This is a genomic window from Aphanothece hegewaldii CCALA 016, assembly GCF_003007785.1.
In the GTDB taxonomy this organism is placed as follows: Bacteria; Cyanobacteriota; Cyanobacteriia; order Cyanobacteriales; family Microcystaceae; genus Chroococcus; species Chroococcus hegewaldii.
Genome location: NZ_PXOH01000041.1, coordinates 23,564 through 36,698, shown reverse-complemented (window position 1 = coordinate 36,698; position 13,135 = coordinate 23,564). Strand labels below are relative to the sequence as shown.

The window sequence follows — 13,135 nt, the reverse complement described above, 5'->3', positions numbered from 1 at the left end:
AGCTTTACAATTTGTTTTTTTTAACAAGAGAAGCGCGCTCCTCGAATGAAAAATCGACACTCGATCTTACGGTCGCCTTCAAAAAGTTCTTATGTACCATAAAGCAGCGGGCAAGTTTTCTACAACCAAAAATCTTTATAATGCGCTCGGCGTAAGGCTTGGCTTTTTGTGAAAGTTAGAACACGCTCCTGGCAATGTCGATGACCGACAGCCAGTTCCCAAACTTCTACAATCTCTATTCGGTAAAGTGTTTGCTCTCCCTTGGCTACGTCTCTCAAGTTTTAACAGAGAAATTACTCCACGATTTTAGAATTGAGTTTTTTGTCAAGCCGAAAAAGAACATGAAAAATCGCTTGATGCGTCTTCATTTCGGAGCTTTTATCGCGTAAACGCTCAATTGTCGAGACGATTACCCTTCCAACTCAAAAATATCTCTCAAATTGGACATTCTCGCCACTGGAGTCCCGTCAATTTCTGCGTCATCCTCCTATGTGGTTTAATTGCTTATTGCCATCAGCCCAAGAAACCTTCTCTCCAGATAGAGTGGGCTTTACCAACCTTTACTTAACCCGAACTGAGGTTAATTACTTATAAAAAAAAGCGAAATCAACCCTTAAGTTTTGAGAAAAAGCAGTTTAATCGTCAGTTAGCTAGAGAAAGGATTGTTATTGAAAATATTCACCGTAGTCTGAAAATATTCAGAATTCTATCATCAAGGTATAGGAATCGAAGACGAAGATTTGGATTGAGATTTAATCTGATTGCTGGTATTTATAATTATGAACTCTCTTGCCACTCAAAAAACGCGACTGCATAATATTTTTGCAGGAGGACTATGTGAAACGGCACTGGTATTGTGAATTTTTTGACTGTAGTTTGTGCGACTTGTTTAAAATAGTGAATTTAAACGGTAACAGTTAACGACAGATTAAATCTCGTTTATTACGAGTTAATTTTCTGTTGCTCCTGCATTTCTGAACAGTTGAATAATTTCATCATTTACTGTCTGTTTGGCCAGGGAAAGCACAGTATCACCCTTGTTAAGTAGTAATGCAAAATAAGTTATATACTTAAGCTCAGAAAAAAGTTAAGCTGAAAGCTAACCCAAGAGCTTTCATCAGCAATGAAATTTATTACCGATCTAAAGCCAGAAACGATAAAAATGGTAGAGAGGCTCTACAAACAAAGTAAGCATCATAAAGTTAGACAAAGAGCGCATTGTATTCTCTTAAGCTTTCAAGGGTTTAGCTTTGCTCAATTAATGAAAATTTTTGATGTTAGTCGGAAGACAATGTATAACTGGCTCAAAGCCTGGTCAGAAAAGAAATTAGTGGGTTTATACGACGAGGCAGGTAGAGGAAGAAAACAAATCTTCAATCCTCAACAAAAAGAAGAAATCTGTTCTTGAGCTAAAGAATCGCCAAAAAACTTAAAAAAACTCCTAGATAAAATTCAGAAAGAATGGGTAATTAAAGTCAGTAAAAATACCATTAAACGAGTTTTAAAATAACTTTTAATGAGTTGGAGAAGACTGAAAAAAGGGGTAGCGGGTGAACCAGAGCCAGAAGAGTATCAACAAAAAAAAACAAGAACTAGAACGATTAAAAAAGCTAGATTCTTTAGGAAAAATTGACTTAAGGTATTTTGATGAAACAGGATGAAAGTTTGGTTCCTTACGTTCCCTATGCCTGGCAGGAAAAAGGGTCAACGCTCACCTTGAAAAGTCGTCAAGGTCAACGGTTAAACTTGTTAGGGTTAATGAATAAAAGAAATGAATTATATCCTTATATTTTTGAAGGGAAAATTACCAGTCAAGTTGTCATTGCGAACCCTAGATAAGTTTAGTGAGACTTTGACTCAAAAAACAGTTATCGTTATGGACAATGCTTCCATTCATCGCAGCGCTGCTCTCGTTGATAAATGTGCTTCTTGGCAGGAAAAGAATTTAGATGTTTTTTGGCTTCCTACTTATTCTCCTCATCTTAACTTGATTGAAATTCGAGGAGCGATTCATAAAGTATCAATGGTTAGATGTGAATGCTTATCAAGATTGGACAAGTTTGGTTAATGCTGTCGAGCAAATCTTGAAAGACTTTGGCACTAAATATGTAATTAATTTTGCTTAAGTACTTATCTGTTACGTTGACATCAGCACCAGCTTCAATGAGCAGACGGGGTTCTGTTCCCCCATAAAAAGTTGTGTAAACAGCAATAGGTATGTACTGATGAAGTTTAGCATAGTTAACCATCGCATCCCATTGTGTTCTTTACCTTGATTTCCTCTTTTTGCTCTGTCTAAAGCAGCACTTACTGATATTTTCATATCACCAATCACATAGGCTGGGGATTGATTGTCAGTGTCTCTGGGTTTGTCTTGTTTAAATACGAAATCAAGTCTATGAATATTTTGTTTCCATGTTGCTTTTTCTACTTTATTTAAAAAGTTACAGTTGAAACCATTATCTACTGGCTTCCCTGAAGTTTGTATTTGTACCTCAAGCCACAAATTGTTGGGATAAACATCTTTTAATAAGCCGCAGACCGATCTTCTTAGTAGATATTCACTGCATCCCAGAGCCTTGCAGAATCGGTCTTTTGCGGAGTGCTTTTAGCATCGCCTACATTTATACTCACCCCCTCATGTTTTTAATCAGACCATAGGACGGCTCAAACAGACATTTCACCGTACCAGTGCTGCCGTGTCTGGCTTTGCTGACAATCAGTTCTAGTACCTCTCGTTCTGGTGTATCAGGGTTATAGTATTCATCTCGATAAGCCATGATGATGTTATCAGCAACCATCTCAAGGATTCCCGATTGACTTAAATCAGCCATCGTCGGGCGTTTATTATTCCTCGTTTCTACAGCCCTTGAAATTTGAGAAAGAGCGAGAATCGGTACATTGAGATCTCCCGCCATCTTATAAAGTTCACGGGCGACATCCCCTAACTCATAGCTTCGATTGCCTTCTCTAGTATCACCTGCCATCATTTGAAGGTAATCTACTACAACCAAGCCTAGTTTTTTCCCTTCACTAATCAAACGACGGCATTCTGAAGCCATCCCGCTAACCGTAATCCCTCGGTCATCGTTGAAGTAAAGCGGTAACTCAGTTGCTACTCTCAAAACCTTAATAATCGTATCCATCTCAGCTTGAGATAACTTTTGCCGATTCGCCCGATGTTGTCGTATGCGATCGCTCATCAAGGGAAGTGAATTAAGATGACGATAAGCTGGATGAACACTCAGCAAACTCCACAGACGATATTCTAGTTGTTTAGCCGTCATCTCCAGTGAGAAAAACAAAACAGGTAATTCATGCTTGACGATCATCTGTAAAGTGAGGAACATCGCACAGAAAGATTTACCCATAGATGGTCGTCCTGCAAGTATTGTCAGCGTCCCTGGTTCAAATCCTGCAATCAGTTCATCGAGATCATAGATTCCAGTGGGATAAATGGGAAAATCATTCTCTAGCTCGTTGTAAGCTGCGATCGCTACTTCAAGATTAGGCTGTGTTTTTGATGAACGTTTTCGATTTGATACTTGAAATAATTGCTGTTCTGATTGGTAAAGAACCGCATTAAGCTCAGTTGTGGTATCGTGGGCTAAATCATAAATTTGCATCCCTGTTCGACTCAGTTCACGCCGCAGGTATTTTTCCATCACTAAAGCCGCATAGCGATCAATGTTCACGGCTGAAACAGTACGATCTACTAATTGAGCTAGTCGTCCTAATCCACCAATCCAGTTTAGTTCACCAAAATCAGCTAAATAAGCCGAAACTGTCATCAAATCAGTGGGTTGCCCAATTCGATGAAGGGCAAGTGCTGCTCGATAAATCTTGCGGTGAGCTTCAACATAAAACGCATCGGGGGGAAGTTCATTGACAATGCGATCTAAGGCTTTTGGATCAAGAAGGATACCACCTAAAATTGCTTCTTCAGCTTCGATGTTTTGTGGAGGTAAACGGTCAGACATCAGGGTTTTCCTCCGATTTTGAGTCATTTTTCTCTAAAAATTCGTTTTCTGCCAATTTTTCTTGTTGTTGCTCTGATTCATTTAACGAAGTGTAGTAAGCTAAGGCTTCTTGTCGTTGTAGTTCGATTTCTTCACGTAAACTAAGGCGTTTCGGCGTTTTTGATCCGTTTGAATTTTTGAGGCATGGTGAGTCTTCATTTTGAACTTTACTCAAGAGAGAAGGCTGATACATTTTGTAATACACCTCCCAACGATTTTGACCTGCTGCATTTTTACTAGCCAACCATGCTTCAAGATCCTTAATCGGTTCACGGAAGTTTTTGACTTCTTGTTTTACAAAATAAAAAAATCTCTCTCGCTCGTCTTCTGAGAGAGTCTTTTTAAAGTCTAAATAAGTCTGAATAGTCTGAGGCGAGGCTAAAACCTCTGTATTTTCAATACTTTCAGCGATTTCTGGCGGCTTATTTAAACTCTCAGAAAGATTATTTAAACTTTTTTGGGGCTTATTTAAACTCTCAGAAGGATTATTTAAACTTTCCTGGGGCTTATTTAGTCCGACTGCTTGCAGTGTCTTTATTTTAGCCGTTGACGTTGTTGTAGTTTTTTTATTTTTCAGTCGTTCAGATTCTTCTCTTGCTTTAGCAGCCGATAAATTATGGCCTTGCCAAGCGGTAATCCGATACTCGTATAGACCCAACTTTTTCAATTTCCTCATATCTTTTTCAACTGTTTCGGGGCTGGCCCCAATTTTGGTAGCGATTTCTTGAGGAGAGGGAATAGTATGGTAAATTTTTTCCCCATCGTTAGCTTGATCGGCAAAGGAATCAACCATCATCAAATAAAGCCACAGTCTGAGTTGAGAGCCAGTTAACCTGTTCAAAATCGCTGTGGCGGCATCTTTGTTAGAAATCATGAAATAGCCTTGTAACTCTTTACCGTCAAAGCCTACGGAATATCTGATGTTTCGTTTAGCCATCGCTACACCTCCTGAGCCATAGTAAACGAACGATTTTGCCAACTGTTATTCAAAAGATGTTTATTGTTGTTTATAGAAATTAGAGGTAGGTTAAGTGCAGTGGACTGAATGCTTTGTAGTCCATTAATCAGTTGAGTGTTTAAAGCGATCATAAATGTTGTAATCTCCTTAATTGCTTGTGAGTGTAGAGACAGGAGATTTTTTTGGAAAATTTACGCTACAACAATACTCAGTTAACCGCCATAATGGAAGTGTTAGAATTTGTTGGTTGATTTTTCAGCAGTGCGTTGTATGCAGTTGCAGTATTTACGGTTGTGATATGTCCACTAAGTAAAACATTTACCAAGTGATATATTTACTGCTCGTTGTCTGTAGCGTAAATTGTCCTCAAGAAAAATCTCCAATTTTCTTCTTTAGCCTTGACGAATAAGGGTTTAAGGGAACGAGCGATTGCCAAGATCGTCGTTTTATGCTGCGTGCGCGCTTAGGAAAATTTTGACAAAAAATCTTGCTATCACTGCAATAATGCGTTACGATAGGGGCTATCGCTACTATTACAGCTAGCGTAAATAGTCTGTCAAAAGACTTCCAAACATAAACGATAAAAAAGTTAGTTTACATATCTCACCTCCTTTCTGACCTCCTTTTCTTTTTTTGGTTGGATTAAGCGTGAGAAGCCCCTAGGGAAACGTCGTCTGTCTGACTGCCAATCATCGAGACGGCGTTATGGCTTTTTAAGAGAACTTGCAGAGTTAGTCGCCGCATCGCTCACAATAAGGTTGGGTTGTCATCTAGTGTACCCTAAAAAGCGATAGAGGGAAATAGAGAAAAGGGGACAAATGATACTTTTTGAGTAACAAGATTATGAAGTCTGAGTTTTGTTGAGCTTCCCTTTTAATTGCTTGAGGTAAGATTGCAATACACTTTTGCCTTGAGAATTGGCCAAAGAAAGTTGCTCAGAATAGAAAGCAATTAAGAATTTAATTTTGGGGGATGATGAAGTAGATTTGAGCATTGTTTGAACTTATTATAAAAAGATTAATAGAGCATCAAAGGATGGTCATATGTTCAACTTGACTAGGTCGTATATATTTAGCCAAAAAATTTATAACCCACTTTTTTTCGTTTTTAACACCCGTCGGTTAATTTCGTTCAATGAACCGAACGGCGAATATTTTTAATAATTACTTTTTTGAGTCAAAAGAACGATTAAGCGATCAACCCACTTCTAAGTGCAATACAAATTAAATGAGCCTTGTCTTTAGCATTCACTTTATCTCGTAAAAGATTAACATACTTTTTAATAGTATTTCGTGAAAGATTTAATTTGTCGGCAATTTCTTCGTAGTTGTAGCCATAGGTTAAAAGTGCAAGGATCTTGAGTTCTTGTTGAGTAAATTTAATTTTTTTAATAAGGTTATGATAGAGGGGAACGCCTTTAATAGGAAATCGCAGACGCGCTTGTAATTGTTGTTGTAGGAGTTCCTGCAGTTGTTGTCTAAAAGAGATTCCACTACTGATGCAGTAATCTCCGTAAGGAGAATCTTGATCGAGTGTAATTGAACATATGCGAGGATAACGTTGTTTAAGTTGGTAGAGAAATCGATCCTGTTGAGGGTGTTGAACCAACAGAAAATCAGGACGAACGTGTTCAAGCAATAGAAAAGTTTGTTCGGGTTCGTTCAACGGATGGAGAAATCGAAGAGAATCAATAGTTTCTAAAATTCGTTTGAGTCCTTCAATAAAACAAAGATTGTTAGAGACAATTAAAATATCCCATTGAACGACAGAAGAAGTAATAGTATCCAGCATCGATAAAAAAGGAAAAATTAGGCAGGATGAGGGCTTAATCCAAATCCTTTAGACTTAGATAGGCTATTCTTTTTCTGAGAAGGTTGACTGATCACATCTAACTGTTCAGGTTGAAAAATTTTAGAAAGACCATTTTGCAATTTAACAATCCATCCAGAAGGAGATTTTCTCTTAATTTTCCCAATTAAATTAGTATTTTGTACTTTAACCGTCATTCCAGGAATAAAAGAGGGTAAGAGTGAAGATGATGATAAATCCTCCTTATTTGGCACTTCATCGTCATTAAATTGCTCTAGTGTTGACTGTTTTTCTAAAGTGTCAACACTTTCTGTTGTTTCTGATTGCTCTAAAATCTCAATTTGAGGCTCGGTTGTAAGCTTTGGAGTTGATTGTACTTCAAGAAATTGAAGTCGTAAGAAGAGAGCTTCTTTTTCTGATTTAAGAGTTGCATTTTCTCGGGTTAATTGTTCTGTAGCGAGATCTAAATCTTTTTGAGTAAACTGTTTTTTCGGTTTAGGAAGGAGTTTTGCAATGTCGTATCCGAGAATGTCTGAGGCTTGTACAATATGATCGGTGAGAACTTCTACTGTCGCCAATGTTTGCGCTTGTTCTTTTAGGCTTTTGATTTGCTCAGAATCTTTAAGTTTGAGTTTTTTAACTGTAAATTCCCAGTCATTGTTGGAGGCAACTTCCCCAAGAATTAAATAACGTTTTGGTTTAATGTGAAATAATTGAGCGATTTTACTAATGTCTGTTGAGGTAAGTGCGCCTTGCTTTTGAATAAACTCGTTGAGTTGAGAAAGACAGTTTTTTAGCCCGTCGAGAGGAACTTTTAACAAGGCAACAGCCGCCGCCGCCGATAGATATTTGGGAAATTGAATAGCAAGAATACTGCTTTGTAGACAATCATCCAAGTTTTCCCACTGTTTAAGCAATTTTAGACAAAGATCGATAAAAGATTTCCCTTCTTTTTCCCTAATCTCTTTAAAATCATCGGGGGTTAGATTTTCTTGTTGCTGTCGATAGTCTTGACCACACAAAAGATAGTAGGAAAGAGAGCGTGCAGAGCCAGGAAAAGAAGTGTAATCTGCACTTTGAGGGGATAAAGTGTGTGTTATCATATCGTTACAATTTTTTTGTTGATAGAGCAAGGCGATTGCTGCGCTCTAATTTTTATTTTCACTCTTAAGTGATAACAAAAAAAAGCATAAGAGTCAAGAAAGCTTACATTGCGTAAAGATTGATTTTTATATATTTATCTAATTTCTGAATAAGAGCCTTCAATGTCTTGATGTACAAAGTTTTCATCGCTCTCTAATTCTTCTTGAGAGCCTTCGGTTTGATAACTGTACTGCCAAACGGCTTGTCCTTTCACATCGTTGGCTTGGATAATGGAGGGTAAGGCCATGTGTATGGGTTTGCCATCTGAGCTTTTTAGGCGTAAGAATCGTTGCGTCACTATTTTCCCCGATTTTAAGGTTTTAGGAGGGCGAGTTTCTAAAGCAGCGTTTGGGGAAGGTTCAGTGAGTTCCATGTACTGGTTAAGCTGGTTTTCTAGATCCTGAATGATAATGGGTTTGGTTAGGAAGTTACGAACGCCATACCAACTGAGTTCTCGCCACAGTGTCTCAGTGAATTGATATCCGATCGCCCAAAAACCTCTCCATAAACCCAGCCGATCAATTCCTAAAAAGTGAATTTTTTCTAGGAAATCTAAATATGAATGTTTCTGATTAACCTTGACTCGATTGTAGGTTTTCGGAAGGGTGAAAATAATAAAATCGATTGGCGGCAACCCTCTTTGACTGGCTACTGGATCGGCGTTATGAGCTTTAAGGGTATTAAAGCCTTCTTTGAAATCCTTTTTATGAATAAAAATAAATTGATACTTAACTGCTTCTTTTTTGTCTTGAAAATATTCATTAATCTCATCTGAATAGACTCTAGGATTAAAATAACTAACAATTTGACCGGCTGTTTTGATTTCAGGATCGATATACAAAATATGAATATTCTTCATGCTAACGAGCAAAAACAAAGGAAGCGTTCAATAACTGCTTGTTCCCCTTATAATACCCAGTTTTATGATTAAATATTTAAGAATCCTACAGATTTAAGCAGCATTTTTCTAAAAATTTAGTAGATTTTAAATGTCTAAGTTTCCCGATCAAAAAATTGAAGAATGGTTGTTTTTAAGCAAAAAAAGGATAACAGTAGGAGAATTTTGCCGTTGTTGGGTTCCGCTTATTTATGAAATTAGTCCCGAAGATAGACGGTATTCTGCCGCTTGTCTGGATCTATTAGAGCGAATTACGCAAAGGAAAGCAAAAACAATTTATGCTTGGATGGCAGGCACGATCTCTACACCAAGAGACATTGAGAATCTATTGGGGTTGTGCGATTATCTTTTTAAAATCCAACAGAGTCTAGATTTGAGTTAGCTGTTGGAAATCAGAGAATTCTAAATTTTTAGCTAAAGTGTCATATTTGATATTACTTTTGTATTTAGTTGCTTTACTCTGGCAGCCGCCAACGCTCAAAGCGCAGTCATTAGATGAAAAGGGGTCAATCTTCAAAAAAATTGAGGTACAAGCAACGACCGTTCTTTCTCAAGAGGAGATTGAGGAGATCGCATCTCCTTATCTCAATAAATCTGTTACCCTCAGTGAGTTACTCTTGCTCCAGCAACAGCTAACGCAAGCTTATGTTGCCAAAGGGTATTTCACCTCTTTTGTCATTTTTGAATATCAAGACAGTAATGGAACGGTAATCTTTAAAGCGATCGAGGGTAGTGGAAAACTAGACATAGAAGCGACTGGATTACGGGATCGCTATGTTGAGCGTCAATTGGATCGTTTTGTTAGCACACCCCTTAATCTCGACCGTTTGCAAGAAGGACTGACCCTGTTGCGTACCAATCCTCTTATTAAAGACCTCAATGCTACTGTTAACCCAGAAGACAATATCAAGGAAAAAGTGATCGGAGTGAACGCGATCGCTAATCCCGCCTGGGAAATCGGTGTGGAAGGTTCTAATGATGAAAATCCGATTGTTGGCGCGTGGGGGGTTCGAGGCTTTATTGATAACAATAATGTGGCGGGGGGCGGAGAACAATTCCGAACCGAGTATAAAGTAACGGAAGGATTGAATCGCTGGTTAGTTGGTGTAACGATGCCAATAAATTTAACCAACAGCAAAGTTGAACTGACTTATCAGCAATCAGACTCTCGGATTATTGATGGTTTTTTTGAAGACTTTGACATTCGCAATCATAATTCGGTGGTTTCAGTGAGCTTTTCACAACCAATCTGGCAAAAAATTAATGAGACGTTAGATTTTAGCGTTGCTGTAGACCACCGAGAAAGCCAGAGTTTTATTCTAAAAGACGAGTTATTTACCGATATTCGCCTTCTGGCCATCCGCCTTAACCAGACTTATATCAATCGTTCTCCGAATACCTTAATCATAGGACTGTCACAATTTAGCATCGGTAGATCTAATCAAAATATCGATTCCACCTTCTTCCATTGGCAAGGACAAGCTCAAGTTCTATGGAATTTTGGAATCGGAGAATTGTACTCACGTCTGGCTTTGCAACTATCACCTCATACTTTACCCAATATCGAGCAATGTGCAATTGGTGGTCGCAACGGCAATGAATTTGTCTTCGGCAATATGGTTAGAGGCTATACCACCAATATCAGAACGGGTGATAATTGTCTGGCCCTTACGCTAGAAGTTCGATTTCCCGTTTATCGCTCTCAATTGCTTCAACTCTCGATTTTTCCATTTGTCGATGTAGGGACAGTTTGGAATAATAGTGGCGGTTCTTTAAGTCCTCAAACCTTAATCGGAACAGGAATAGGCGGTCGCTTAAGTGTTGGAGAATATCTGTTTGTTCAAACCAACTATGGATTTCCTTTAACTGATTCAGAAAATCCATTTGAGGAACAATTTAAACAAGCCTTTTCAGTTTTAATACAAGGGAGGATCAGATTTTAGGGCTGTAACTTGCCGTCTTGCTCTAAAACTTGTTGACAATTTAAAAACCGTACTGAACCATTTGCCAGTTTTTCACTTTTAACGACTTGTCCGAGAGGAATTAAATCAGCAAAGGTGTAACTATGACCTGGCAGGTTAAAAGATCGTTGGGTTAGCCCTTGACCCGATTGAGTTAGACGCTGGGCATAATCATAACAAGTTTTTAGAGCAATCTCTTCGAGGGAAATTTGAATTGGTAACTTGATATCAGACAGATTTAAAAGATAGGGAGTTGTATTGATATTAACAACCCCATCGATTCCCAGTTGAGAACTAGCGGTAATTTGACTATTTAAAGATGAAAGGAAAACTGGAGTATTTAGCGTTATATTTCCGCCGTCTCCAGCAAGTGCATCAGCTTGAATTTTACTGCTATTAAATATTCCAGCTAAGTGAGTGTCAATCCCAATATTACCGCCATTTCCGTATCCCTTCGCCGTAGTTGAAATAGAAGAGTTATTTAATAGAGACAGATTTTCAGTGGTGAGGGCGAGATTTCCACCATTTCCCGATTCGGTTGTGCCAGTAATTCTTCCATGCTGTAGTGCGATCGTGGTTGCATTAATTTCTAAGTTTCCTGCGTTACCCGTTCCATCATTTTTTACAGTAATATTTCCACCTTCAGCAAGACTCAAAAAAAGTGTATTAACTAAGATGTTGCCTCCATTGCCCGTTAACGCTTCAAGGCCAGGGAGTCGAAAAATATTGCGGGCTGTGTCATCCGTATTATTAGCCCCTGAGACAATACCACTGGTAATAACAGAATTTGGTATGGTTCCTCTAACTGTGATCGAGTCTTGGGCATTAATAGTAATCCTTCCCGCTTCTCCAAAAGCATAGGTTGATGAATCAATTGCAGCCCCATTTAAAAGCGTCAACTTTGCAGTATTAATGGTGATATTGCCAGCTTTTCCCGTATTTCCTGTACTTGAAGCGATGCCACTGGGAAATAAGAGGGTGGGTTCAAACCCAGATAGTAGAACCGACTGTGTAGCATCAATCGTAATATTGCCACTGTCTCCAGAGCCGATGGTTGCAGTTAAGAGTCCTCCCCCTTCTTTAGCGATTAATTGTGAGGTTTGGATGTTAATATCGCCTGAATTTCCATTAAAAATAGTAACGGTTGTAATATTACTGGTTGCTCCTGTTTGTGCAGCAAAAGGAGATGAACCGATAATCTCAATCGCTTTGGCAATATTGAGAGTAATATCCCCAGCATCAAAACGATTAAAAGAGACGGATTGAACCACTCCTCCTTGCTCTAAAGTTAGGGCTGGTGAATCAATCACAATTTGATGAGAGGTCCCTTCAAAAACCACACCATTCAAAGTAATTGGAGGAGCCGACTGGGTTCTAATTCCTCCTTGAATAGATGCTTGTTGCGAGGCACCTTGAATTCTGACTGATTCGGAGGCTTTAAGTGTAATGACCCCCGATTGTAGAGGAATAATATTTTGGTTAAAAATAATAGAACCTCGGTCGATATTAATTTTTCTTCCTAATATTTGAATATTGCCGATCCCTAATCCAGAACTATCTAAAACCGATTGCCCAGTAAGATAGATATCTTGATTAGATAAAGCATTATTAGGGGCAATAAAAAAAGACTTAGGAGCAAGTGAAACTTCTCCATTAGAGAACCCACCTAAAACAATTTGACCGCCATTACTTCGGATAATACCTCCTTGAGAGACAATATTACCCCCCAGTAAAGCTAGAGTTTTTTCAGGTCTAACCTGTAATCCTAATCCCTTAAAATCCCTAAAATAGAAAAAATCTTTAATCGTAAAGTTATGTCCATCTCCTAAAACTGTAATATTGCCAGGAGTTGCCCCAAAGTCTAGTCCAATCGGAACATTAATACTTAAAATAGGTTTAGCAGTCGATGAAGTTTGATATTGCAGTCCATCAGAAAATTTAATCGAATGAGCCGTACTAAAAACGACTGAACCACCAATATCTAAAATGGCATTTTTTCCAAGAATAATTCCATTAGGATTGAGGAAGAAAAAATTAGCAGCACCATTAGTGCGAATGATTCCATCTATATTTGAGATAGAAGTACCAGTTACTCTTGTAAAAATGTTTTGAAGAGTTGTTGAATTAAGAAACTGGACAACTTGACCATTAACGACTGAAAAATCCTTGAAGCTATGAAAAAGATTATTTTTAGCTTCTGTACCGCCTTGAATGAGAATTATATTTTGCTCCTGCCTAATTACAGAAGGATTGGGCAAGGTTTGATCGGGTGTAATTTGAGCGTGGACGGCTTTCCCGACTAAATTAGACATCAATAAACTTAAAATAAGGAGAGGTTTCATCATAA

General features: G+C 38.3%; 9 protein-coding genes and 3 pseudogenes. 5 read left to right on the top strand and 7 right to left on the bottom strand.

Annotation, left to right across the window (positions count from 1 at the left end; genetic code table 11):
• Positions 1-187: 187 nt before the first annotated feature.
• The 3 pseudogenes from C7H19_RS27270 to C7H19_RS22325 form a co-directional block, all read left to right on the top strand.
• Positions 188-568, top strand: a pseudogene (locus tag C7H19_RS27270) (transposase); the annotation flags it as partial.
• A gap of 24 nt (positions 569-592) precedes the next feature.
• Positions 593-817, top strand: a pseudogene (locus C7H19_RS22330) (transposase family protein); the annotation flags it as partial.
• A gap of 306 nt (positions 818-1,123) precedes the next feature.
• Positions 1,124-2,126: pseudogene (locus C7H19_RS22325) on the top strand (IS630 family transposase).
• An 11-nt stretch (positions 2,127-2,137) separates the two neighbouring features.
• Here the strand turns inward: C7H19_RS22325 and C7H19_RS26560 are convergent.
• The 6 genes from C7H19_RS26560 to C7H19_RS22295 form a co-directional block, all read right to left on the bottom strand.
• Positions 2,138-2,506 carry a hypothetical protein gene (locus C7H19_RS26560; protein ID WP_106459130.1) on the bottom strand — a complete coding sequence of 123 codons (369 nt, stop codon included), beginning with the start codon at positions 2,504-2,506 and terminating at the stop codon, positions 2,138-2,140.
• A gap of 124 nt (positions 2,507-2,630) precedes the next feature.
• Positions 2,631-3,980: a replicative DNA helicase gene (dnaB, locus tag C7H19_RS22315; protein WP_106459129.1), complete on the bottom strand. Its 1,350-nt coding sequence runs from the start codon at positions 3,978-3,980 to the stop codon at positions 2,631-2,633.
• Entirely contained in the window at positions 3,973-4,956 is a 984-nt protein-coding gene (locus C7H19_RS22310) for a hypothetical protein (RefSeq protein ID WP_106459128.1), read from the bottom strand. Before C7H19_RS22310 ends, dnaB begins: the two co-directional genes overlap by 8 nt.
• 1,209 nt (positions 4,957-6,165) lie before the next feature.
• Complete coding sequence (locus C7H19_RS22305) at positions 6,166-6,768, bottom strand: response regulator transcription factor (RefSeq protein ID WP_106459127.1); 603 nt, start codon at positions 6,766-6,768, stop codon at positions 6,166-6,168.
• 17 nt (positions 6,769-6,785) lie between these two features.
• Entirely contained in the window at positions 6,786-7,889 is a 1,104-nt protein-coding gene (locus C7H19_RS22300; RefSeq protein WP_106459126.1) for a hypothetical protein, read from the bottom strand.
• A 134-nt stretch (positions 7,890-8,023) separates the two neighbouring features.
• Positions 8,024-8,788 (bottom strand): hypothetical protein, encoded by a 765-nt coding sequence (locus C7H19_RS22295; RefSeq protein ID WP_106459125.1) that lies wholly within the window; start codon positions 8,786-8,788, stop codon positions 8,024-8,026.
• A gap of 130 nt (positions 8,789-8,918) precedes the next feature.
• Here C7H19_RS22295 and C7H19_RS22290 point away from each other — a divergent pair, with 130 nt between their 5' ends.
• Together C7H19_RS22290 and C7H19_RS22285 are read left to right on the top strand one after the other, a co-directional pair.
• The gene (locus tag C7H19_RS22290; RefSeq protein ID WP_106459124.1) at positions 8,919-9,209 is read left to right on the top strand and encodes a hypothetical protein; all 291 of its coding nucleotides are present in this window, start codon (positions 8,919-8,921) and stop codon (positions 9,207-9,209) included.
• Between the two features lie 37 nt (positions 9,210-9,246).
• Entirely contained in the window at positions 9,247-10,770 is a 1,524-nt protein-coding gene (locus C7H19_RS22285; protein ID WP_106459123.1) for a ShlB/FhaC/HecB family hemolysin secretion/activation protein, read from the top strand.
• On the opposite strand, the gene C7H19_RS22280 is transcribed toward C7H19_RS22285, so the two are convergent.
• Complete coding sequence (locus C7H19_RS22280; protein WP_106459122.1) at positions 10,767-13,133, bottom strand: two-partner secretion domain-containing protein; 2,367 nt, start codon at positions 13,131-13,133, stop codon at positions 10,767-10,769. The two genes, C7H19_RS22285 and C7H19_RS22280, sit on opposite strands and share 4 nt — an antisense overlap.
• Positions 13,134-13,135 lie beyond the last annotated feature (2 nt).